The organism is Clostridium simiarum (assembly GCF_018919175.1).
Taxonomy (GTDB): Bacteria; Bacillota; Clostridia; order Clostridiales; family Clostridiaceae; genus Clostridium_L; species Clostridium_L simiarum.
Window position 1 is genome coordinate 71876 of record NZ_JAHLQL010000004.1, and the last position, 25464, is coordinate 97339.

The 25464-nt window shown below is 30.4% G+C and carries 15 protein-coding genes; 9 read left to right on the forward strand and 6 right to left on the reverse strand.

Annotation, left to right across the window (positions count from 1 at the left end):
• Positions 1 to 66 precede the first annotated feature (66 nt).
• On the reverse strand, positions 67 to 1080 hold the full coding sequence (locus tag KQI89_RS11980; protein ID WP_216457256.1) for an LCP family protein: 1014 nt from the start codon (positions 1078 to 1080) through the stop codon (positions 67 to 69).
• Between the two features lie 418 nt (positions 1081 to 1498).
• On the opposite strand from KQI89_RS11980, the gene secA reads away from it, so the two are divergent.
• Together secA and KQI89_RS11990 are read left to right on the forward strand one after the other, a co-directional pair.
• The gene (secA, locus tag KQI89_RS11985) at positions 1499 to 3955 is read left to right on the forward strand and encodes a preprotein translocase subunit SecA (RefSeq protein WP_216457257.1); all 2457 of its coding nucleotides are present in this window, start codon (positions 1499 to 1501) and stop codon (positions 3953 to 3955) included.
• A 699-nt stretch (positions 3956 to 4654) separates the two neighbouring features.
• On the forward strand, positions 4655 to 6634 hold the full coding sequence (locus KQI89_RS11990; RefSeq protein WP_216457258.1) for an O-antigen ligase family protein: 1980 nt from the start codon (positions 4655 to 4657) through the stop codon (positions 6632 to 6634).
• Positions 6635 to 6724: 90 nt separating this feature from the next.
• On the opposite strand, the gene KQI89_RS11995 is transcribed toward KQI89_RS11990, so the two are convergent.
• The 4 genes from KQI89_RS11995 to KQI89_RS12010 all read right to left on the reverse strand — a co-directional run bounded on the left by KQI89_RS11995 (position 6725) and on the right by KQI89_RS12010 (position 13101).
• On the reverse strand, positions 6725 to 8440 hold the full coding sequence (locus KQI89_RS11995) for a hypothetical protein (protein ID WP_216457259.1): 1716 nt from the start codon (positions 8438 to 8440) through the stop codon (positions 6725 to 6727).
• A 120-nt stretch (positions 8441 to 8560) separates the two neighbouring features.
• Positions 8561 to 10276, reverse strand: coding sequence for a hypothetical protein (locus tag KQI89_RS12000; RefSeq protein ID WP_216457260.1), 1716 nt, complete (start codon positions 10274 to 10276; stop codon positions 8561 to 8563).
• A gap of 238 nt (positions 10277 to 10514) precedes the next feature.
• Positions 10515 to 12191: a hypothetical protein gene (locus tag KQI89_RS12005; RefSeq protein WP_216457261.1), complete on the reverse strand. Its 1677-nt coding sequence runs from the start codon at positions 12189 to 12191 to the stop codon at positions 10515 to 10517.
• 145 nt (positions 12192 to 12336) lie between these two features.
• Positions 12337 to 13101, reverse strand: coding sequence for a hypothetical protein (locus KQI89_RS12010; protein WP_216457262.1), 765 nt, complete (start codon positions 13099 to 13101; stop codon positions 12337 to 12339).
• 281 nt (positions 13102 to 13382) lie between these two features.
• Here KQI89_RS12010 and KQI89_RS12015 point away from each other — a divergent pair, with 281 nt between their 5' ends.
• The 6 genes from KQI89_RS12015 (at position 13383) to KQI89_RS12040 (ending at position 22663) form a co-directional block, all read left to right on the forward strand.
• Entirely contained in the window at positions 13383 to 14426 is a 1044-nt protein-coding gene (locus tag KQI89_RS12015; RefSeq protein WP_216457263.1) for a mannose-1-phosphate guanylyltransferase, read from the forward strand.
• 25 nt (positions 14427 to 14451) lie between these two features.
• Complete coding sequence (locus KQI89_RS12020) at positions 14452 to 15531, forward strand: glycosyltransferase family 4 protein (protein ID WP_216457264.1); 1080 nt, start codon at positions 14452 to 14454, stop codon at positions 15529 to 15531.
• 24 nt (positions 15532 to 15555) lie between these two features.
• On the forward strand, positions 15556 to 16884 hold the full coding sequence (locus KQI89_RS12025; protein ID WP_216457265.1) for a hypothetical protein: 1329 nt from the start codon (positions 15556 to 15558) through the stop codon (positions 16882 to 16884).
• Complete coding sequence (locus KQI89_RS12030; protein WP_216457266.1) at positions 16872 to 17780, forward strand: glycosyltransferase family 2 protein; 909 nt, start codon at positions 16872 to 16874, stop codon at positions 17778 to 17780. The genes KQI89_RS12025 and KQI89_RS12030 overlap by 13 nt, the downstream gene beginning before the upstream one ends.
• Before the next feature lie 451 nt (positions 17781 to 18231).
• Complete coding sequence (locus KQI89_RS12035) at positions 18232 to 21156, forward strand: Ig-like domain-containing protein (protein WP_216457267.1); 2925 nt, start codon at positions 18232 to 18234, stop codon at positions 21154 to 21156.
• A 940-nt stretch (positions 21157 to 22096) separates the two neighbouring features.
• Positions 22097 to 22663, forward strand: coding sequence for an FIVAR domain-containing protein (locus KQI89_RS12040; RefSeq protein ID WP_216457268.1), 567 nt, complete (start codon positions 22097 to 22099; stop codon positions 22661 to 22663).
• 270 nt (positions 22664 to 22933) lie between these two features.
• On the opposite strand, the gene KQI89_RS12045 is transcribed toward KQI89_RS12040, so the two are convergent.
• Positions 22934 to 23884: an alpha/beta hydrolase gene (locus tag KQI89_RS12045; protein ID WP_216457269.1), complete on the reverse strand. Its 951-nt coding sequence runs from the start codon at positions 23882 to 23884 to the stop codon at positions 22934 to 22936.
• 430 nt (positions 23885 to 24314) lie between these two features.
• Between KQI89_RS12045 and KQI89_RS18030 the strand changes: the two genes are divergently transcribed.
• A complete protein-coding gene (locus KQI89_RS18030; protein WP_216457270.1) occupies positions 24315 to 25271 on the forward strand; it encodes an FIVAR domain-containing protein in 957 nt (318 codons plus the stop codon).
• Positions 25272 to 25464: the final 193 nt, after the last annotated feature.

A 25464-nucleotide genomic window follows, 5' to 3' on the forward strand; every position in this document is an offset into this window, starting at 1 on the left:
TAGAGGTGCTTATTTAAAGACATTTACTTATAGAGGTACTTTTTAAGGAAAAAATAACTTATCATTCTATTTCAGAGGAGTAGGAATCACATCATCAAAGATATAATCATGGATTTGTTTTGTGGTAGCTTCCTTATCAAAGGGTAAATACCACACTCCATTTATCATTTCTCCACCATCTTTATAATATCCATCCACAGGAAATCGTTCCTGTTCAATAACTATATTAGGACTCATTAATATTTCACTACCTATTTTTAATATTTCTGTTTTAGATAGACTAGTTTCTACTAATGGTAAAAGTTCAGATACCAAGGAAGGATATTTAGTAATTCCAGCAGATTGTATTTTTTCTAGCAATAAAGCTAATACAATTCTTTGCCTATCTGTTCTTTCAAAATCTCCATTACCCACATTTCGTATTCTGCTATAAGATAAGGCTTGCATACCGTTTAAGGTTTGAAGACCAGGATTCTTAACATAAGTAGGCTTAGTCTTTCTATAAGAATTTAATTCAGATATATAAAGATTAATCTGGGAAATCTCATCCCTTTTAACATCTATTTCTAAACCACCTAAAATATCTATAACCTTCTCCATATTATAAAAATTTATTGAGGCATAATCCTTTATATTTAACTTATAATTTTTATTTAAAGTTTTGATAGCAAGTGAAGGACCTCCGAAGGCATAGGCATGGTTTAGCTTATCCTTACCATGACCATCTATATTTATATAGCTATCTCTCATAATAGATAGCATCTTTATTTTATTACGATCCTGATCTATGGTTAGAATCATTGTAGCATCAGAGCGGCTAGGTTCATTAGGTTCTCTTTGATCTAAGCCAAAAAAAGCTATGTTAAGTATTTCATGTTTTTGTTTTTCTTTTAATTCTTCTATGGTAGACTCCTCAATACCTAAGTCTTCATTAGTTTTAGATATTTCATTAGTTTTTACTTTATTAAGGGAATTTATAACATAAAAACATACCATACCTATTATGAATAAAAATATAAAAATTAATACCATAAAAAAGATTTTCTTCTTTTTACTAGTTTTTTTTTCATCTTCAGACATGGACATATACTCCTTTCTCCAAAACTCTAGAAGTGTAAAAATTTCCAGTGGTAAACTATGAGGCAATTAAAGTTTTAATTTGTAGAAGTATTAATAGTGGTAGACATAGGATAAATCATGCTTAGTCTTATAATATTTTTATAAAGATTTAAATATGATGAAAAAGGAAGATTTAAATTTTAACAATGGACACAACTTTTTAAATAAATTATAATATTATGTGTTATGGTTGAAAATTCAACAATTTATTATATATTTATACTAATATAGTATTTACTTATAGTAATAAATTTATCCCATTGCTACCATATGCCTTAAAGGCGGAGTAGTAAGTCGGTAGCAATGAGGTAAAATAAATAATTCATAATTGATATAGATATTTAAGAAATTAATATAAGGTTAAAAGAAAGGGATAGCTATGGATATAATTGATAAGATATTTGGAAATTATAGTGAAAGACAAGTAAAAAAAATAATTCCTATAGCAGAGAAGATAATGTCATTAGATGAAGAGTATGGTAAGCTTACTGATGAAGAATTAAAGAATAAGACTATAGAATTTAAAGAAAAAATAAGTCAAGGTAAAACCTTAGATGATATACTGATAGATGCCTTTGCTACAGTAAGAGAGGCTTCATGGAGAATATTAAAAATGAAGCATTACAAAGAGCAGCTTATAGGAGGTATAGTGCTTCATCAAGGTAGAATTGCAGAGATGAAGACAGGAGAAGGAAAAACATTGGTAGCAACCCTTCCAGCATACTTAAATGCCTTAGAAGGTAAAGGGGTTCACGTAATAACTGTAAATGATTATTTAGCAGAGAGAGACAAGGAAGAAATGGGACAAGTCTATGAGTTTTTAGGTCTTACCACAGGAGTTGTGCTAAATCAAATGCAGGCTCCAGAAAGAAGAGCTGCCTATAACTCTGATATAACATATGGTACAAACAGTGAATATGGCTTTGACTATTTAAGAGATAATATGGTGGTAAGAAAAGAAGAAAAGGTACAAAGACCACTACATTTTGCTATAGTAGATGAAGTTGACTCCATATTTGTAGATGAAGCAAGAACACCTCTTATAATATCCGGAGAGGGAAAGGAGTCCACAGAGTTTTATAAAATTGCAGACCATTTTGCTAAGACATTGATATTAGAAGAAGACTATACAATAGATGAAAAAACAAAAGCTGTAATACTTTCAGAGCAAGGGGTAGAAAAGGCAGAGATTTACTATGGCGTAGAAAACTTTGCAGACGATGTAAATCTTTCACTTCAACATCATACAGTACAAGCTTTAAAGGCGAATTATGGTATGAAAAACAGTGTAGATTATATAGTTAGAGATGGTGAAATTCTTATAGTAGATAGCTTTACAGGTAGAGTTATGGACGGTAGAAGATTCAGTGATGGACTACATCAAGCTATTGAAGCCAAGGAAGAAGTGGATATAAAAGAAGAAAATCAAACTCTTGCTACTATAACATATCAAAATTATTTTAAAATATATAACAAAATATCTGGTATGACAGGAACAGCACAAACAGAAGAAGAAGAATTTAGAGAAGTTTATGGGTTAGACGTAGTAGTGATACCTACACATAAACCTATAAAAAGAATAGACAGAGATGACTTGATGTATAAGACAGAGATGGATAAATTTAAGGCTATAGTTAATGACATAGTTGAAACACATAAAAAGGGACAACCAACCTTAGTGGGAACTACATCTATAGAGAAGTCAGAACTTATTTCATTTATGTTAAAGAGAAGAGGAGTTCCACATCAGGTTTTAAATGCAAAGCATCATAAAAAAGAAGCAGAAATAGTATCCCATGCAGGTGAAGTAGGTGCAGTAACCATTGCAACCAATATGGCTGGACGTGGTACAGATATAAAGCTTACAAAAGAAGCAGAAGAACGTGGAGGGTTAAAGGTTATAGGTACAGAAAGGCATGAGTCAAGACGTATAGATAACCAACTTAGAGGACGTTCAGGAAGACAAGGAGACGTAGGTGAATCCATATTCTATATTTCCTTAGAAGATGAAATCATAAAAAGATTTGCTCCAGAAAGACTAGAAAATGTAATGTCAAAGGTAAAAATAGAAGAAGAAGGGCCTATACAAATTAAAAAGGTTACAGATCTTATAAAGCATGCTCAAAAAAATGTAGAAGCCAATAACTTTGAAACTAGAAAAAATGTTTTAAAATACGATGATGTAATGAATAAGCAGAGAATTATAGTATATAAGCAAAGAAATGAAGTATTAGACAAAGAAGACATAAGTAAGAATATTTTATACATGATAAAAGAAGTTATGTATAAAGAAACAGAAATACACCTAACAGAAGATAAAAATAAGAAGTTGTCAGAAAAAGATTTAGAAAACTTAATTAAATATATGGAAGGAACCTTCTTCCAAGTTAATACATTTAAAATTGAAGGTTTTAAAAATATGACAAAGGCAGAAGTTCAGGAAAGCATATACAAAGCAGCTTGTGAAGTTTATTCTGAAAAAGAAGAAATACTAAAAGACAACCTTAGAATTATGGAAAGATCCATATTGTTAAAGGTAGTAGACTATAGATGGATTGACCACCTTGAAAATATGGAAAACCTAAAACAATACATAAATCTTCAATCCTATAACCAAAAAGATCCTTCACAAATGTATCAACTTATGTCCAGCGATATGTTTGATGAAATGATATACAATATAAAGCTAGACACCATAAAATACGTATTAAAAATAGAAATAAAATTATTTAAAACAGCTAACCCTGAATCAAAAGAAGAAAATTTAGAAGAAATTAAGATAGATTCTTCTAAAGAGCAATCTTCCAAAGATGAAGTAGAATCAAAGGAAATCTAGATTTAGATGGAATCTCCTTGAGAATTATTACCAATAGAATAGATGATATAAATTCTACTATAGTGCTCTGTCACAATGAAAGGTTGCTGATACTTAACAACCTTTTGTTGTGACAAACAATTTTTTGTTGTTGAATGTTTTTTATTTCTATAAAAGATTTTATTGTTTATTTAACAACTTTTTATTGTGATAAATGGACTGAGTTTTAACAATCTTTAATTGCGACAACTCCATTTATATATCCAACACCTTTTAATTGTGACAGAGCAGGATACAACAAAATCATTACTACCCTCTCAGGGAGTTTTTCCTCAAAGAGAGTTTGCCATGGTAAAAACAGGATAAGCACAGTTCTTGCCTTGAAAGGGCTTTGCTTATGAGGCATATACTTTCGATCTGAACCTTAAAAGAATTAATTTACAAAAATAATAACCATAAGATAAAATCAAAGAAAGAAAAAACAGGAATTCAACAATTATAATTTAGATTCTAAAGGTTTTGTTGTAATATGTTTTTTCTTTCTTATTATATTGAGGTAAATTTTAAGCAAAGAACCAAGAGATGTGATGGTGCGTGAATCGGTTAAGCAGGTACCCAAATCCATGATTTGATGGTAGTCGCTTACTCTTTGAGTACTCATCTGAAGTAATGAAGATGAGTTTCCTACTAATGGTACAATGGGATAAAGGGGGAGGAGAAATGGGAAAAGTAAAATTTCAATGGGGTAAACTTGAATATGTATTAATAGCTTTTATTATACTACTTCCAAATAGATTTATTGGGGAAGAGGCAGCTTCAGCCTTGATGCTAGGAGTTGGATGTTTATATATAATAAAGCTATTAAGAAAAGGGGATTTAAGATCAAAGAGCCTTCAACTTAAAAAGGAAGACAAAATTTATATGAGTATAGTGGCAGTGATTATTCTATCTTGCTTTATAGCTCTTTCAAAAACCTATAGCATTAGTAAAGCTTTAGGAAGTACTACATTATATATAAATCTAGTGCTATACTATATTATTTTTAAAGTAATGAAAGAAGAAAAGTCTAATATATATAGGACCATAAAATTTACTATAGCAATAGTAGCAATTTTATCTATAACTATAGAAGGTGCCATATATAAAAATAGAATAATTGCAAACCTAGGGTATGCTAATAGCTTTGCCCTACTACTTTTAATAGGCTTATATTTTGTATTAGTAACTAAGGTAGAAGAGGTTCCTAAAGTAAATAATAAAGACAAAAGAATAGAGAGTAATAAAATTAGTAGTATAGATGAGAGACTAAATCCTGATCTTTATTTTGAGATAATCTATCTCCTAGGAATATTGCATACAGGTTCAAGGACTACCATAATGCTATTATTACCATACCTAGCCTTGGACATATACTTTTCATTGAAAAGTAATAGAAAAATAAGTTCTATTTACGGATTAATCGTATCATTAGTTCTCTATGTTATGATTAATAAAATTTCCATAGCAGGTGCTATATTAGCACCCATAGTAATATTACTGGCAGTTTTTATATATAAAAATGTAAAAACTAAGATATTTAATAGGCTACTACCAATAATAGTAGGAATATTGATTATAGGAGCTTTTACCCTTAATCTAAATCTAAATACCTTTAACAGAATAAAGAATATATCACTAAAAAATGCATCTCTTAATGAAAGATTTGTTATGTTTAAGGATTCTATAAATGCCATAAAGAAAGAGCCTATGGGACATGGAATGAATTCTTTTCAATATAATCAATATAAAGATGCCACAGGAAGCTATGATGCAAAATATATACATAACTCCTTTATACAAGCTTATTATGATCTGGGGATTATGGGAGGAACAGCATTTTTAGTTCTCTTTATATATGGAATCCTAATATCTTTGGGACAGTTCAGAAATATTAACAGAGGACAAACTAAGGGACGGTTCATAAATAAAGATAAAGAAAGCAAGGGGCATTTTATAACTATAAGTAATAGGGGACAGTTCATAACCCTAGCTTTATATCTTAGTATATATATCCATAGCCTTTTGGATTTCGACTTTTCTTTTTCTAATATTGCTTTAATACCTGTAATGCTTATAGCGTTGACAGAGGTAAATAAAGATAAAAATCAAGAAGAAATAATTAAAGAGGAGCCTGATTTAAAACCTAATTTAAAACAAAGGGTTTTCATGGGAAGTTCTATTTTATTAGCTATAATTAGTTTTTATATAGCATTAAATGGCACTGTAATATTTAGAGCAGTTCAATCTATAAACTCAGAAGAGGTATTACTCCATGAGAACATAGTAAATAATCTAGAAGCAATTCTAATAAAGGATTATGAATTTTATAAATTAAAAGGAGACATTGCCTTCCAACATTATAGAAATGAAAATAAAGAGGAGGATCTTAAAGAGGCTTTAGGTTATTATAAAAGATCAGAGGAGTTAAACCAAAGAGATCCTGTAATTAAATGGAACATATCTTATTTTTGTGAAAAGTTAGGTAATTATGATGAGGTAATGATTTATAAAGATAAGGTATTAGAAAATAGAAAGTTCTATAAAGAGGATTACGAAGATTATAAAAGATTTCTCTTAAAGGCAATAAAAGAGGATGAGAAAAATCAAGAGATTTATAATAAAAGAATTCAAGAAATAGAGAAATATAAAGTGGATAAATAGAGGATGAGTTTCATTTAAATACTCTTAGAAATGGGTAGTATCCAATAAAAAACCCCCGAAGATTTAAAACATCCTCAGGGGTTACTGGGTTTAATTTAATCCTAATTTTCCTTTTAATTCAGATATAAGTGTATTTATATCCTCAGTTAAGAATTCATTTTCTTCAAGTTCTGTTATGGCTTTTTTAGCATTTTCTATATCTATCGCTAATTTGCTCTCAAGAGCTTTTTCCACTAATGTTCTAGCTTTATTAAATAAAATTCCTTGAAGATCATCAATATTAGTGCTCCATGTAGCTTTATAATCTAAATTAGGTATATCTTGAATTAAATATCTCAAACCATTTAAGTCTTTTTGAGTAGGATTTTCTTTTTCTGTATGTTCATTTATAACTGTTACAATTCTCTCGTATATTGGGTGTTGATAGTTGTCTAATATTGAGGAGAAGGTTTCTCTAGCATTTGTAAAAGTTCCTCCATCATCTGGTAATACATCAATAGCCTCCCTGGTTTTTAATATGTCCTTTTGAAGTCCATCTTTAACTGCAGCTACCACATTATCAGTGTCAGATATACCACCATCCTTAGCATCAAAGTAAGCTTTAACCCCATGGCTACTTGCTTTTTTCATAACACCTAATGTGGACTCGTGAGCTGTTTTTAGTTTTAAATCTAAGTCAGAAGGTTCTTCTACTTTGTCAGTTATTGACACATAAGATCCCCTTTTTATATTGTAATCAGAGACTACTAGGTTATTATCATCATATATGGCAACACGATCTATTAGCTTTGTGAATTTATATCTAGGTGAAATGCTTTCATCTATAACCTTATAAAGGATTGTTTCACCACCGTACTCTTCAGAGCTTATCCACAAGTCATTATTAAAGTCCTTTGTTAATGAGTTATTCATTCTAGAAAGAGGTAGTGTTTTATTAGGAAGTATATTGCCAGTTTCATAGTCAAATGTATCTATATTTAAGTAAGCCATTCTATTAGCAAAATCCTTTTGTATATAAGCTAAATTGCAATCTTTAGTTAATTTAATAGAATCCACACCATACTTAGCTATATTAGGAATTGAATACTGCTTTGTATTATTTCCATCAAAGAATAGATAATTAAATTGTCCATTATAAAAATCTTTTATAAAAATTTTGTCACCTACAGTATCTATTACACTTATGGAGTGACCGTGACTAGCAGTATAATATATTTTACCTTTTGAATCTATAAGATATTTGAAAGTTGTGTAGTCATCACCATTCTTTGCGTCTAAAGTAAAGATATAAAGTATATCTCCATTAGATTTTACATACTTTTTAGCATCATTTGAGCTTGTATCTATTAAAGTATAATCTTTATAATCATTAGCAAAAGAAGATTTTAAACTTGGTTCCACTACATTTTCTATTATGCTCTCTTCGTCTATTTTTGTTAAAGAATCAGATTCGTAATTGTACAATAGGGCATCTTTATCACATAAAAATACAAGTCCTTTATCTGTATAGAATGAATTATAAGGTTGTGTAACTTTATTACTTATAACTTTGTAGTTATCACCGTCTTTTACCATAAGCTTTTTAGGCACCCTAATATTTAAGTCATTATCACCATAAAGCAGAGTTTTATCTTTATATTGGTAAGCGTAATAAAGATAAAAAGGTGTAAAATCCCTATAAGTAGGAATTTCATTTCCTTCAGCTCTAGCAACTTGTCCTAAAAAATTAAAAGGAATTAAGGTTAGAGAAAAGAAATATACCATTAATATGGCAAAGAATTTTTTAAAGTTTTTTTTACATTTCATATATAATCCCCCTATTTACATATTTAGATAATATTACAATTATACCACATTATACTCTTAAACCTAAAATTTCACAACAAGACCCCTGAAGATTTAAAACATCTTCAGGGGTTACTGGGTTTAATTTAATCCTAATTTTCCTTTTAATTCAGATATAAGTGTATTTATATCTTCAGTTAAGAATTCATTTTCTTCAAGTTCTGCTATGGCTTTTTTAGCATTTTCTATATCTATCTCTAATTTACTCTCAAGAGCTTTTTCCACTAATGTTCTAGCTTTATTAAATAAAATTCCTTGAAGCTCGTCAATATCAGTGCTCCAGGTAGCTTTATAATCTAAATTAGGTATATCTTGAATTAAATATCTCAAACCATTTAAGTCCTTTTGAGTAGGATTTTCTTTTTCTGTATGCTCATTTATAACTGTTACAATTCTCTCGTATATTGGATGTTGATAGTTGTCCAATATTGAAGAGAAGGTTTCTCTAGCATTTGTAAAAGTTCCTCCATCATCTGGTAATACATTGATGGCCTCCCTGGTTTTTAATATGTCCTTTTGAAGTCCATCTTTAACTGCAGCTACCACATTATCAGTGTCAGATATACCACCATCCTTAGCATCAAAGTAAGCTTTAACCCCATGGCTACTTGCTTTTTTCATAACACCTAATGTGGACTCGTGAGCTGTTTTTAGTTTTAAATCTAAGTCAGAAGGTTCTTCTACTTTATTAGTTATTGACACATAAGATCCTTTATCATTTGTATCATAAGAAAAAACTACTAGGTTATTATCATCATATATAGAAATATCATATGTAAACCCTTTAAATTTATATTTAAGTGAAGGGTTTTCATCTATGATCTTATAAAGTTCTGTATAGTTTTCTGAATTTACATAGTAAATCCATAATTCATCGTTAGAATCCTTACATAATAGACTATCGTTTGAAGAAATGGGCATTGTTTTATAAGGAATTATGCTTTCTGTCTTATCATCGAATATAGCTATATTGAAATAAGATGTTCCGGTGGTAAAATCCTCACCTATATAAGCTAAGTTACCATCCTTGGTTAATTTACTAGATTCAAGACGACGCCTATCTACAGAATTCCTTGAATACTTTTTTGCGCTATTTCCATCATAGAGTAGATAGTTAGTTTCTTTATAGGAATATTCTCGTATTAAAATTTTATCACCTACAACATCCAAAATATTCATTGAAGGAAGATTTGCATTATAATATACCTTACCCTTTGAATCTATAAGATAATTGAAGGTTGTAGAAAAGTCACCTTTCTGACAATTTAATCTAATAACATAAAGTATGTCTCCGTTATGTTTTACATAGGTTTGGGTAATCTTTAGGTTCTCTATAAAGTAATCTTTATGATCATTAGCAAGAGCAGAATTCAAACTTGGTTTTACTACATTTTCTATTATACTTTTTTCATCTATTTCTGTTAAAGAATCAGATTCATAATCGTATAATAGGGTTTTATCGCTGGATGAGAAAACCATTCCATTATCTGTATAAGATGCACGGGTATAACGTGGATGTGGAAAATTATTTTCTAAAGTCTTATAATTATCACCCTCTTTTAGCATAAGTTTTTTAGGTTCTTTAACATTAAAATCAGTGTCACCATAAAGTAAGGTCTTATCCTTATATTGATAAGCAGCTAAAAGATAAAAGGGTGTAAAATTGCTGTAGGTAGGAATTTCATTACCTGCAGCTTGGACAGCTTGTCCTAAAAAGTTAAATGGAACTAAAGACAGAGAAAAGAAATATACCATTAATATGGCAAAGAGTTTTTTGAAGCTTTTTTTACATTTCATATTCAATCCCCCTATTTACATATTTGGTTAATATTAGAATATACCAGTATTATACACTATAACCTAAAATTTTACAACAAAACCCCTGAAGATTTAAAACATCCTCAGGGGTTATTGGGTTTAATTGATTATCATAGATTCCTAGTTTAATTAATTTCTACTTAGTGATTTTTGACTTTAATTTATTTACAGTTTGGTAATTTATAGTCTTGTATTTAACTAAATTATAGTTTTATCTTTAATTGATTCCTAATTTGTTTTTTAAGTTAGATATAAGTGCATTTATATCATTAGTTAGAAATTTATTTTCTTCAAGTTCTGCTATGGATTTTTTAGCATTTTCTATATCTATCTCTAATTTGCTCTCAACAGCTTTTTCCACTAAGTCTGTTGCTTTATCAAATAAAATCCCTTGAAGCTCATCGATATCAGAGCTCCATGTAGCTTTATAATCTAAATTAGGTATATCTTGAATTAAATATCTCAAGTCATTTAATTCCTTTTGAGTAGGGTTTTCTTTTTCTGTATGTTCATTTATAACTGTTACAATTCTCTCGTATATTGGGTGTTGATAGTTGTCCAATATTGAGGAGAAGGTTTGTCTAGCATTTGTAAAAGCTCCACCATCATCGGGTAATACATTGATGGATTCTCTAGCTACTAATATGTCCCTTTGAAGTCCGTCTTTAACTGCAGCTACCACATTGTCAGTGTTAGATATGCCACCATCCTTAGCATCAAAGTAAGCTTTAACACCATGTTTACTTGCTTTTTCCATAGCATTCACTGTATTTGCATGAGCAACTTTAAGTTTTAAATCTAATTCAGAAGGTTGTTCTACTGTGTCATTTGTTGTAACATAAGATCCTTTTTTATTTGCAGTATAAGAAGTGGCTACTAGGTTATTATCATCATATATAGAGATATCATGTACTTGCTCTGTGAATTTATATCTAGGGGAAAGGCTCTCATCTAGAACTTTATAAATAGTTGTAGCATTTTCATAGCTTGTAGAGCGTATCCATAATTCATTATTAAAGTCCTTACTCAATGAGCTATTCATTGAAGAAAGAGCTGTTGTTTTATTAGGAAGTATACTTCCTGTTTTTTCATCGAATCTAGCTATATTTAAATAAGCCACTCTATTGGCAAAATCACGATGCATATAAGCTAAATTGCCGTCTTTAGTTAATATAGGATAATTGGAGGTATATTCATCTATAGTAGGATTTGAGTACTGTTTTGTACTATTTCCATCATATAATAGATAATTAGATTCGTCGTTATAATAATCTTCTATTAAAATTTTATCACCTAGGGTATCTAATACACTTATAAAGTGACCAGAACCTGCAGTATGATATATTTTACCTTTTGAATCTATAAGGTAATGGAAAGTTGAGTAGGCATCATCTTTTTCGCCATCTAAGGTAAAAGTATAAAGTATATCTCCATTAGATTTTACAGTCTTTATAATAAAGTTTGAGTTTGTGTCTACCAAAGTATAATCTTTATAATTATTAGCAAAATCAGATTTTAAAGCTGGTTCTACTACATTTTTCAGTATACTTTCTTCATCTATTTTTGTTAAAGAATCAGATTCATAATTGTATAATAGCAAACCTTCATCACTTAAGAAAACAATACCCTTATCTGTATAGAATGAGTTGTAGGGTCTTACAAAGTTATCCTTTATAGTTCTGTAATTGTCACCATCTTTTATCATAAGTTTTTTAGGCGTTCTAATATTTAAATCGTTATCACCATAAAGTAGAGTTTTATCTTTATATTGATAAGCATAATAAAGGTAAAAGGGTGTAAAATTGCTATATGTAGGAATTTCATTTCCTTCAGCTCTAGTAGCTTGTCCTAAAAAATTAAAAGGAACTAAGGTTAGAGAAAAGAAATATACCATTAATATGGCAAAGAGTTTTTTAGAGCTTTTTTAAATTTCATATGTAACCCTCCTGTGTATATATTTAGTGAATACTATAATTATATCCAATATTATAATATATAAATTAAATTTTTGTAACAAAAAAAACCCCAAAGGGTTTTTTTTATTCTATTCCAATTACATCAAAGGTATCATCTAGTTTTGACTCTAAACCTGCTATGAAAGTTTTTATATTGCTATCTGAAAACTCATTATTTTTTAACTCTTCAATAGCTTGTCTAGCTTTTTTTATGTCACTTTCGTTTCTTGTTTCAAGAGCTCTATTAACAAGGCCTTGAGCACGATTATGCAGCCTAATTTGACATTCATCTAAAGCAGAGCTGTAAGATGCTCTTGCAGGATTTCCATTGTTATCGATAAAGTCTGGTGCTTCAATAATCAATGTTCTAACCGCATTTAGCTCTTTTTGAGCTAACTTATCATCATTCATTTTTAGCTCATTAATTATTGTAACTATTCTTTCGTATACTGGATGTTGGTATCCATCAAGCAGCTTTGAGAACTCCCCGATAGCAGTTTCCATTCCTTCTGGTAATGCTAATATTGCATCTCTTGCTGTATCGATGTCCTTTTGCATTCCACCTTTAACAGCGTTAACTAATGCTGATGTGTTTGCATTGGCGTTATCGTTGATGTATGGCTTAACACCATGTTTATTAGCCTTTTCTATAGCAGTCATTGTAGCGTCATAAGCAGCCTTGTATTTTAAATCTAGGTCAGAGGCTTTTCTAGGCATGTCTTGTTTTTTAACAGTATTTTCTTCAGCATTTGCAAAGAATCCCAAGTTATTATGAGAAACTAAAAAAACTGAAAATAAAGATACCATTATAAGACCTAAGGTTTTAGAAAGAGTCCTTCTAGGTTTCATTATCATCTCTCCGTTCTACAATATTATACTTTTTAATGCTATTTTAACATTTAGAACAGTGGTTTACAATATATTTCCTTTAAAAGCTTAGTTATATATTTAAAAAGGCTTTAAGAGAACTCATAGTCTTCTTGTTAATTGAAATAGTTCTATACTATTTAATTTTACTCTTCTTTATGGTATTATAAGCATGATTTATTTTTTAGACTTTGATAAAATATAAGATAAAGGTTATTCCTATTACTTAGGATATATTTAATATAAGGTTAGGAGAGGATTTAATGTTATGTGCACTTATAATGGCAGGAGGCAAAGGTGAAAGATTTTGGCCTATGTCCACAGATGAGATGCCAAAGCAGTTTTTAAGTTTAATAGATGAAGAGTCAATGATACAAAGTACTGTAAGAAGATTAGAGCCTATGATACCCCTAGAGAGAGTTTTTATAGTTACAGCAGAGAACTATGTAGATCTAGTTAAAGAACATATACCAAATATCCCTGATAGAAATATAATAGTAGAGCCTGTAGGAAAGAATACGGCTCCTTGTGTGGCTCTTTCTGCTTTTATAATAGAAAAATACTATAAGGATGCAACAATTGCAGTGCTTCCATCGGATCATCTTATAGGAGAAGAGAAAGAGTTCTTAAATACACTAAAGGCTGCAGAAAGCTTTATAGAAAATAATGAAAAGGCAATATTAACTCTAGGCATGAAGCCTGATAGACCAGAGACAGGCTATGGATACATAAAATTTAAGGGTATTAAAGAGTCCATAGATAAGTATGAAATAAGAGAAGTAGAAAAGTTCGTAGAAAAACCTCATATAGAAAAAGCAAAGGAATATTTAGAATCTGGAAGCTATCTTTGGAATGCAGGTATATTCATCTGGAAGACTAGAAACATATTAAGCCTTACAGAGAAATATCTTACAAATACCTATGAACTTTTAAAAGAAGTTGCCATAACAAAAGAAGAGAGTATGGAAGAAAAGTTAAAGGAAAATTATGTTAAAGTTGATAGTATATCTATAGATTATGGCATCATGGAAAAAGCAGATAGTATCTATGTTATACCTGCTAGCTTCGGATGGGATGATGTAGGAAGTTGGAATAGTGTTGCTAGATATAAGGACAAAGATCAAGATGGTAACGTATTAGAAGGAGAGGTAGTTTGCTTAAAGAGCAAAAACAATATAATAAATACCTGTAAAAAGACCTTTGTTATGGGAGTTTCTGACTTAGTGGTTATAGAGACAGAAAATGAGATAATGATATTACATAAAGACGAAGCTGCTTCTATAAGGGAGCTAAAAGCTAAAAGTTAATAACTATAGTGGAGGATAGTGTTATATGATATACATAAACGGTAGTATTTTAGATGAAAAACCAGCGGGGCTTGGCATATATACAAAAAACGTAGTTCAAAACCTAGGAGAGATGGACAAAGACTTAGTAATGTTTTGTCCTATTGAAGTTAAGGGAATAAAAACGGAAATAATAACAGAAAAAGTAAAGACCATCCATAAGAAAAAAGGAGGTCTTATGAGGTTTCTGTGGACTCAATTTGTACTGCCTTTTAAGGTTAAAAGAGGAAGCATATTATATCACCCCTTTCAGTACCTATCCATATTTAGTAGCACAAAGCAGATAATAACATTACATGATCTTATACCAGTTGAATATCCAGCAGTTGCAAAACATCAATATTATTATTACAAATGGGTAATGCCTATTTTATTAAAAAGAGCCTATAAGATAGTATGTATATCAGAAAATACAAAAGAAGACATACTAAAAAATTATAAGGTAGATAAAGATAAAATAACAGTTATCTATAATGGATATGAGGAAAAGCAATTTAATGAAGAGAATAATCACAAAGAAATTTTAGAAAAATATAAAGTAGATTATGATTATATGATAATGGTAGGGGCATCCTATAGACATAAGAACCTTCATAGCGCCATTAAAGCCTATGGAAAGGTTCGAGATCAGCTTAATTCAAAACTTGTCATTATAGGAAAGGACTCACCTTACATTAAGGAATTAAAGGAGTTAACTAAGTCACTAAACCTAGAGGATTCAGTAAAGTTTTTAGGTTATGTAAAAGATGAGGATCTACCTACACTTTACGCAAACTCAACCTGCTTTGTTTATCCTACATTATATGAAGGCTTTGGACTTCCTATTTTAGAGGCTATGGCATGTAAGACTCCAGTAATATGTTCAAACAACTCTTCCCTTCCAGAAGTAGCAGGAGATGCAGCTTTATACTTTAATCCTGAAAGTGAAGAGGAAATAGCAAAGGCTATGGTTGAAATAAACAAGGACCAAAACCTAAGAGAAGAACTTTTAAAAAAATCAAAAGAAAATGTAAAAAGATTTTCATGGAAATATACTGCAGAAGCAGTGTATAAACTAATGAAATAGCTTTAAATAAAGGTGGAAAATATTATGATTTTCATAGCTTTAATAGAAATATTTATACTTGCCTATATATTAGATAGGGACGTAAGGAAAAACGGAGTAGTTACCTTTATAGATCAAGGAAAGCTTATGCTTATACTGTGGCTTGTAAATGTAATAATGTACAACTTTGCATTAAGCAACTGGTATGAACCAAACCTATATATTAATGTAGTAGTTACCCTTATATGGGGAAGTTTTTTAATATTTTCAAGATATGTATATATTAGTGAAGAAGATATACACATATTAATGAAGAGATTAGATGAGGATAGGAGTTACAAAGTATATTCCTTAATATCTAATGTGATATGTATATTAGGAGTTCTTGCCTTTGCCTATAACGTAAAAAAGTTCGGACTTGCTATAACTGCTCAAAACAAAATAGAAAAACAAGCAATGACAGGAGCCACTGCCTACATAGTATATATGTTAGTTTTATGTGCTCAGATAAAGTATATACTATTTAGAAAACATAAAAGAATAAGAGATGCAGCTATATTTACTATAAGCTTAGGGGTTCTTTTTCTTACCTTAAACAGAGGACCTTTAACCTTTATCTTTATAACAATCCTAGTCTATGAGTTTTTTGCCTTTATAGTATATAAAGAGAGGTTATCAAAGGAAAAGATAAAAGCTACCTATATAAGTGCTGCAATAATTCTTGTAATATTTATAGAACTATTTGGATTTGTGGGAAACCTAAGGGTTAAATATGTAATGGAACACCACTACAAACACAGTATAAATGACCACTATAAGATGAGTAATAGCTTACCATCAGGATTTATGTGGACCTATATATACCTAACAAGTCCTCTAGAAAACGCTTCAAAGGCCATAACAGAACAAAAGGTAGAGTATACCTATTTTAATAACCTACTTTATCCTTTTATAAAATTTGGAGCCAATACTTTTAAAAAACAGGGAGAGTACCTTTACTGGCTTAACTCAAGAACACCCTATGAACCCTATTTAGAAAAAAAGGCAGGACTTAATGTAATGTCCTTTATAACAGAAGCCTTCCAAGACTTAGGCTTTTTAGGCCTTTTGGTTTATATAGGAGTTTATATGCTTCTAGCTTTTTACTCCATAAAAGTTGTGAGGGCTAAAAGTAGATTCAGCTCCATGGGTAAAATACTCATATATTCTAATATAATGAGCATAATGCTTTGGAGTGTCTTTGTAAACTCACTTAAGCTAGCAGTAGTACTACTTAACATATTCTTTGTAATATTTATAGAAAACTTATTTAAAGAAAAAAACCTAGAAAGAATAATAAAACTAAAAGGAAAGATAATGCCATGGAAAAAATGATATATATAATATTAGTAAATTATAATGGATGTAAAGATACCTTAGACTGCATAGACAGTCTAAGGTTTTTAAACTATGAAAACTATAAAGTAATAATAGTAGATAACGCCTCCACAGATGATTCTTATGAGGTGTTAAAGGCAAATGTTAAAGAAGATATAATCCTTATAAAGTCAGAAAAAAATCTAGGCTTTGCAGGAGGAAACAACATAGGTATAGACTATGCTCTTAAAGAGGGAGCAGAGGGGGTACTACTTCTTAATAATGACACCCTAGTAGAACCAGATTTCCTAAGTAAAATGGTAGAAAATCTTAAAGAAGAAAAGGTGGGACTTGTAGCCCCTAAGATAAAGTACGAAGGCAAACGGGATTACCTGTGGTTTGCAGGAGGAGAGATACTCTGGGATAAATTTTATGCCATACATTATGGAGAGGGAGAGAGGGACAGCGAAAAGTATAATAAAAGAAAAGAACTATCCTTTATAACTGGTTGTTCCATGCTTATAAGTAGAAGTCTTCTAGAGGACATAGGAGGTCTTTCAGAAGATTACTTTATGTACTTTGAAGATGTGGACTACTGTGTAAGAGCAAAGGATGCAGGGTTTAAGATAATATATGAGCCAGAAGCTACTATATATCATAAGGTAAGTGCCTCCACAGGAGGGGAAGAGTCACCCTTTGCAGTGCAGTGGAACACAAGAAACAGAATAATATTTATGGAAAAGTATAAAAACAAAGTGTCAAAAGCCACCTTATATAAAGGTAAGGTATTTTTTTATACCACTAGAATAATAAAATATCTACAGTATTTATTAAAAGGTAGAAAAGATAAAGCAAAATCTTTATTAAAAGGAATTAAAGAAGGAAGAAAATATAATCGAAATTATAATTGCTAATATATTGAAATCTGTTATAATAGTACCTATGTCTTAATATAATATATGGTAATATGGAACCTATATGGCAATGTAGGAAATTAAACCTATGTAATGCCAGTAGTTTCATATAGTGCCATGGTAAAAAAAGCTTGTTATTGTTGGACAAAGAGTATATAATAAAGTTGTTAAATGGAAAATTTGATTACTAGATGAAAAACCTAGAGTAATAACCATTGATAAAAAAGGTTGGTTCTATATTATATAGTGTATATTTGGAATAATTTGTGGGGAGTTACTAAAAGCACATAAATTTTCAAAAAACATTATGTAAAATATGGACAAGCTTATTATTATCAATTATAATATATCTATGTACTCAAAAGTACCAAATATGTTAGATTTGTGTGTTATATATAAAATTTCACACATTAAATTTATATAAATCTTTAAAAAATAGGAGGGAACAAACTTGGATAAGAAGGTTAAGAAGAATTTAAGTGCAGCTCTAGCAACTACTGTGGTAGCGGGCATAGGCGCAACTGCAATTCCAGCACAAGCTGCTGAAGTTAAAGTTGAAGAAACTAAAGAACAAGATGTTACTAAACTATATGAAGCAGCTTACAATGCTACTATGAAGGTAGAAGCAACTGCAAAGGCTAATGGAGTTAAACCATATATTTTAGATAACAAGGATGCAGATATAGTAGCTTTAGTTAAAGCTGTTAAAGCAGGACTTCAAGCTGACATTGAGGCAGCAAGAGATGCAATAGGAGAATTACCATTAGATATGGAAACTGCTATTGGTGAGTTCTCACATATACTTGATGGATACCAACATCCAGTATTTGAAAGAATAGTTACAGTAATTAATGAGTTAAATGCAGAAGGTGCTAAAATAACTCAAGAAGAAATAAATCAAGTTAGAGAATTAATCATTGTGTCACCAGACTTTATTGACAACAATGGACATCCTGCAAAAGCATCATACAGCACAGCTTTAGATATAGCTCAAACAACATTTATAAATGCTGTTGCAGCTGCTATAGAAAAAGCTGAAAAATCTTTAGATAGAGAAGATTTAGAAGCAGCTAAAGCTTTAGTAGAAGAATTAGCTACAGTTACAAACAATGAAGGAGTAGCAAAAATTGCTACAGAAAAAGAAAAAGAAGTAGCTGTAATTGAAGAAGCTGTTGAAGAAAAAGAAGCTAAATTAGCTGTAGAGTCAGTAGTTGCTGATAATCTTAAAGAAATTAAAGTAGTGTTTAGCCAATCTTTAGATTTAGATAGTGCGAAAAATACTGCTAATTATAAAATAGATGGAATCCAACTTGCAGCGAATGATGTTATAAAAGTAAGTGAAGATGGAAAAATAGTAACAATTACTAAAGAAACTGCATTTGCTAATAATCAAACAAAATTCGAATTAACTGTTTCAGGAATTAAGAGCAAAGACCTTTCTAAAACTTTATTAGAAGTAAAAGTTAATGCAGAAGCATTTGATATTACTGCTCCAGTAGCATTAAGTGCTGAACAAACAGGTCCTTCAAAAATAAAGGTTACTTTTAGTGAACCAGTTAATGCTGAGGGATTAAGCGCATCAAGCTTTAAAGTTGATGATGGAAAGTATTTTGTTAATCCTACAAGCATTAAAGCAATAGCTTCTAATGTAATAGAATTTGAACTTTATTCTACATTACCAGAAGGAACTCATAAAGTTAAGGTAAGTGGAGTTAAAGATTATGCAAAATATACTATGATAGATACGGAGTTAAACTTTGAAAGTAAGAAAGATGATGTTGCTCCTGTAGTATCCAAGATTATAAAAGCAACACCAAATGAAGTTGTTCTTGAATTTAGTGAAGATATAATAATATCAAATAATACGCTTAGCAATTATTACCATACAAACACAAAAAATGTGGCTGATACAGTGGAAATTGTTACTGGAACAACAAATCAACTTAAACTAACATTTAATACTAATACATTACCAAAAGGTACAGCATACTTATATATAAATAAAGATGTTATAAAAGATGGTTGGAATAACAAGAATGTTGCCATAGAAGTTCCTTTGAATGTAGTTGTAGATACAGTTAAACCAGAAGTGAAAGAAATAAAAGCTGTAGATGATAAAAATATTAAATTAACATTTACTGAAGACATAGATAATTCAGAAGCTGTATATAAGTTGTTAGATGCAAATGGAAATGAAGTAAAAGACAATGTTCCAACTATAACTATGCCAAAAAATGATATAGTAAATTTAGAGTTTACAACACCATTAAGTGGATCAAGTTATACAGTAGTAATTGAAAAAGTTAAGGATAAAGCAGGAAATGAAATAGATAAGGTTTCAAAAACAGTACAGATAACAGACACAACAAACCCTACTGTAAATACGGAAGCTAAATTATATACATCAGCTAAAAAAGTAAAAGTTTTATTTAGCGAAATTATAAATTCTGATGACTTAGCAAACTTAGCTAACTACACATATGCTGGACACTATCTATCAGACATAAATGTTTCAGCTTCAATTGTTGATGGTGGAAAAGGTGTATTATTAGATTTTTCTAAAGCTAAGACTAAAGATGGTACAGAGATTGCAGTAACTGCTGACTCAGATTTATCTGTAGGAAGAGTAAGAGATTTAGCTGGAAATCCATCACCATTACAAACAAAAGTAACTTTAATAGATCAAGATGTAAATGGAGTTGAGATTGACTCTGTAAAAGCAACAAGCACAAAGACTGTTGTTGTTACTATGAAAGATGCATTAAGTTCATTTGATGCAAATGATTTTGAACTTAAAGAAGAAACATCAAACAAAGAAATAGTAGTTGCAGCGGTTGAGTTTAATAATATAGACGGTAAAGGTGTAATTACATTTACTTTAAGAGATGCATTAACAACAGATGCAAAGACAGAAGATGGAAAAGCAATAAAGGTAGGAACAATAGATGAGCCAAAATCTAAAAATGCATTTGGAATAACAATAAAAGGAAATCAAAGCAAAGATATTGAAGATAAAGTTGCGCCAGTTATAGAAAAGTTTACTCAAGATTCAAAAGAAGTAGAAGATATTAAGATATCATTTGTTGATGCTAATGATAAAATTGTTAAAGGAGCAGCAGCAACAATTACTGTAAACTTCTCAGAAGATATGAAACTTGATACACTTTCTACATTAACATTTACCGTAGATGGGTATACAGTAAGCAAAGCAGAATTAGCAGCAGGAGATGAATCAAAAGTTGTATTAACTGTTAATGCTAATGAAGATGGTGCTACAAAAACTCCAGTGTTAAGACAAGTTTATAATATAGCTGATAAAAACGGCAATGTATTTAATGCTGGTGGAGTATGGACTGTAAGATTTGTAACTCCATAATAAAAGTGCGAAACGTTACCTTATAAGCCATTAAGGCGAAATAGGTGGAAATTATATTAAGGGAAAGAAACCCTTCTTTCCCTTAATTTCTAACTACTTTGTGGATTTGATAGGTGAAATTCCTATCCAAGGTAAACAGCTATAACCTTGAGCCTGAGTCCCCTGCATAGAGTTATAACTACTAAATATAACTTTATGAAGCCAGGTAAGGTCGTAATCCGTGAGAGTCGGATGCGGGGCTCCTTAAAAAACTACTATGGTAAGGATGACGAATCCATTATAATGCGTTGTAATCCATAATCTATACTGTTAAATGAAGCTATGCTTGGAGTTTGGTATAGATCTATATAGATGAAATGCTATATAGGCATTGGAATAATTAGCTGTTAAACCAAGGCGTATTACATCGTTAGTGGATACCTAAGGTAGTAAAAAATAGGGATATACAAAGTGGAACGTTTGATGCTGTATACGAGTAGAATTAGTAGATTCAGTGATATGTATACGGGCTCAGCGGGTTCATAGTAGCTATGACCTCTTGCCGAAAGTCAGAGTTTGGGAAGGCTTTGAAATACCATGATGGTAACATCTTGGAAGGATAAAACAAGAGTAGCCAAGGAACCTAGTCGGTAATAGGAATTTGTATTGGAAGTTAAAGGGAAGTTTAAAAATGAATAGGGAGTAATAAGACACTATAGAAAAATATTTTTTATAATCTTATTATCTCCCCTTCATTATACATATACATGGTAAATTGTAGTATTACAGGGAACTGTGGATAAAACATGATACTATAACCAAAAGTACCATGAAAAATTTTAACTATACATAATATATGATTAAATATAACAAATGAAGCCATTATCGATAAAACGCCGTATGCCATGAAAGTGGCACGTACGGTGTGGACCGATCGAAATCCTTTCAGAATGAGGGGATAGTGAGGGATAGCGAAGTAATAATTAACAAAACAGCATTAACAGAAGCAATCACTGTAGCAAATACAGCAAAGAATATAACTGTAGATACAGATGAAGCAAATGTAGAAGAAGGAACAAAATGGGTAACAGCAGGAGAAAAACAAGCTTATGTAGATGCAATAGCATTAGCTCAAGAAATAGCTGATAAAGCAGATGCTACTCAAGAAGATGTTAATGATGCGATAAGTAAATTAGCTACAGCAACATCAACATTTAAAGCAGCACAAAAAGATGGAACTAAAAAAGCTGTAATAGTAGTAGATAAAACAGCATTAACAGAAGCAATCATTGCAGCAAATACAGCAAAGAATATAACTGTAGATACAGATGAAGCAAATGTAGAAGAAGGAACAAAATGGGTAACAGCAGGAGAAAAACAAGCTTATGTAGATGCAATAGCATTAGCTCAAGAAATAGCTGATAAAGCAGATGCTACTCAAGAAGATGTTAATGATGCGGTAAGTAAATTGGCTACAGCAACAGTAACATTTCAAACAGCACAAAAAGATGGAACTAAGCAACCTTAGGTTTAATTAAAGGTCTAGTAAGACCCTAGGGATGTAATTTTTCTCAGTGACAAACTGTGAAAAATTAATGAAATATAGAGAATCGTCAGAAATGACGGTTCTCTTTTTCATTAAATTTGTGTTTAATTATGTCTAAATTTATTATTTAACGCTAATAGTAAGTTATGAAAGTAGTAATAAAAGGATTTGTTATATGTAATTGTTGCTTTCTACATTAAAATATTCATAGTAAAGAACATTCTACTGCATAGTATGCTCTTTATTTACCCTTTAAACCTCAATAAGCCTTTCACATTCTTCTGAAATTCTTTCATACTCAATATCATGAATATAATGGAAGCAGTCTAAGTAAATTATTTCTCCATTTTCAATATTTTTCATAGGATTTTCTTGAAAACTTATCCACTCATATTCACTCCATCCAGTTCCTTTACCATTAGATGAAAACATTAATATTGGAATATTTGGTAGTTTGTTTTCTGCTACTTTAAGGGCATTTGCTTTTATTGATTTAACTTCATTTATCATTGTCCTGGTTGCAGTTCTTCTATAAAAAATCACCTTATATAGTTCCTTTTTTTCTTCTGTCAATGTACCATATTTTATGGCATCACTTTCTGCTAAACTTGGAATCAATCTTGTAATTCCAAAGTTAGATGCAAAAGCACCTAACTTTATTATTGGCATATTAATATTATATTCTCCATAAGCTTCAGGAAGAGCCATATCAAGTCCTACAATTGCTTTTACTTCCTCAGGATATTTTTGTGTCCAATATAATGCTTCAATTCCAGACATTGAATGTGGCAATAAAATGAATGGCCCATTGATTTCAGCCTTTCTAAGTGCCTCTCTTGTTTCAGCTAAGATAGTATCTATGTCTCTATCAACATTTACAATATCACTAAAACCATACCCTGCCTTTTCTATTACTACAATTTTATATTTATCACTTAATAATGAGTATAGAGATTTAAAATCTAAAACTGGAGAGCTTGTACCACCGCCAGACATAAATACTAAAGGAATATCTCCTTCACCTTCAGTGTATACATGGATCTTATGTCCATTTACCTCCACCATAGTTCCGTTTGGAATAAACAGTGTATCTTCTTTAGATAAATGAATTTTGTGATTAATATAGCTAAATATTATAAATAAAAAAATAATAGCAACTAGTACACTCACAATAAGACCAATACCTTTAAATATCATTCTCATAACTTACTCCTCATAATTTTGGTTAATAAGCTGTGCATAATTAATCTTTACTTTAGGATTTATAACATTTGTTTATTTATATATCTAAGTATACATTATCATAGCTATATTTATAATAAATTTTATAAAATTCATGTAATAATAGAGCTAACAAAGACCACAGAGTATAAAACTTTTAGTAGTAAAATATAAATCAAGGATGTATTCCCAAAGAGAACAGTCATATATGGCTGCTTTTTTTATACTCTTTTCCTCTAGTCTATAGACCTATGTAATATTCTATTAGTTAAAGAATATACTATATTATAAAGTAACTTCCCAAATTTCAATAAAATAACAAACACCTATTATCGAGTGAACGCCTTATACCGTGAAAGTGGCACGTAGGGTGTGGACCAAACGAAATCCTTTCTTTAAATAAGGAAGGATAGTGAGGGATAGCAAAGTAGACAAGAGTCAGCTAAATAAGGTAGTAGCACAAGCAAAAGAATTAAAAGCAGAAGACTATACAGAAGAATCCTATAAGGTACTAAAAGATGCTATAACAGCTGCAGAATTAGTAGTAAAAAATAATAAAGCTAATCAAAAAGAAGTAGATGATGCTAAAGAAAAAATATTAGCTGCAAAAGATAATTTGGTGACTAAAGCAGAAGAAGCCTTTAAAATTGCAGAAAAATCAGTAAAAGCTTTAGAAGAAGCAATTGGGAAAGACTTAAAAATAGAAGAAAATTTAAGGAAGGCTGAAGAAGCTCTAAAAGTAGCAGAAGAATCCATAAGTAAAGTGCCAACAGAAGTAGAAGGATTGGAAGCTTTACTTGAGAGATTTAATGTTGCAAAAAAAGTTATAAATGATGTAATAGAAATAAATAATTTAAAAGAAACATTAGCTGAAAAAATAGCTGAAGGTAAACAATATGAAGAGGATGATTATGTAAAATCTAGTTGGGATAAATTAAATTCTGTATTATATAAAGCTAGTCAGGTTCTAAAAAATCCTAAGGCTACTAAGGAAGAGATACAAGAACAAATTAATTTAGTTGATGTAGCTATAAAAGCTCTAATAATTCCAGCTCCAAATTTTGAAAAAGAAAAGTTTGTTATTGAAAAATCAAATTTTAAAGGACAAGTAAGATTTATTTTAGAAAATGCTGAAGAAGGGTTAACTTATTATGTTACTAACTATTTTGGACCTGATGAAGATGCTCCAAGTGTAGACACAATATATGAAGGTAAGGTAAAGGAAAAATTTAACACAGAGTTGGAAAATAACACTCTAGTACTGGTACCCGTTAAAGTAAATACTTATGTTGCCATAATAGCTGTAGATAAAGATGGTAAGATAGTGAATTTCCAAAAAGAATTTATGTGGTATTACATGGTACCATAGTTGCTATGAGGTAAAAAGAAATTATCCACGTAAATAAAATCTAAGACAAAGATTAAACCCCAACAATTTTTGTTGGGGTTTAAATTTTAAGTAATGGGGAGAAAAACTTAGGGAAGGGGTTCCAATTATCCAAAATATTATAATATTGAACTAAAATTAGACTTGGAAGATAATTGACAACGGTTACATGCAG

What these genes read in the sequence shown, in the direction of transcription:
- KQI89_RS12030 (WP_216457266.1), top strand. Translation starts at nt 16,872, where the DNA reads ATGGAAAAAATGATATATATAATATTAGTAAATTATAATGGATGTAAA.
- KQI89_RS12010 (WP_216457262.1), bottom strand. Translation starts at nt 13,101, where the DNA reads ATGAAACCTAGAAGGACTCTTTCTAAAACCTTAGGTCTTATAATGGTA.
- secA (WP_216457257.1), top strand. Translation starts at nt 1,499, where the DNA reads ATGGATATAATTGATAAGATATTTGGAAATTATAGTGAAAGACAAGTA.
- KQI89_RS12025 (WP_216457265.1), top strand. Translation starts at nt 15,556, where the DNA reads ATGATTTTCATAGCTTTAATAGAAATATTTATACTTGCCTATATATTA.
- KQI89_RS12015 (WP_216457263.1), top strand. Translation starts at nt 13,383, where the DNA reads ATGTTATGTGCACTTATAATGGCAGGAGGCAAAGGTGAAAGATTTTGG.
- KQI89_RS11990 (WP_216457258.1), top strand. Translation starts at nt 4,655, where the DNA reads ATGGGAAAAGTAAAATTTCAATGGGGTAAACTTGAATATGTATTAATA.
- KQI89_RS11980 (WP_216457256.1), bottom strand. Translation starts at nt 1,080, where the DNA reads ATGTCTGAAGATGAAAAAAAAACTAGTAAAAAGAAGAAAATCTTTTTT.
- KQI89_RS11995 (WP_216457259.1), bottom strand. Translation starts at nt 8,440, where the DNA reads ATGAAATGTAAAAAAAACTTTAAAAAATTCTTTGCCATATTAATGGTA.
- KQI89_RS12005 (WP_216457261.1), bottom strand. Translation starts at nt 12,191, where the DNA reads ATGGTATATTTCTTTTCTCTAACCTTAGTTCCTTTTAATTTTTTAGGA.
- KQI89_RS12020 (WP_216457264.1), top strand. Translation starts at nt 14,452, where the DNA reads ATGATATACATAAACGGTAGTATTTTAGATGAAAAACCAGCGGGGCTT.
- KQI89_RS12000 (WP_216457260.1), bottom strand. Translation starts at nt 10,276, where the DNA reads ATGAAATGTAAAAAAAGCTTCAAAAAACTCTTTGCCATATTAATGGTA.
- KQI89_RS12045 (WP_216457269.1), bottom strand. Translation starts at nt 23,884, where the DNA reads ATGAGAATGATATTTAAAGGTATTGGTCTTATTGTGAGTGTACTAGTT.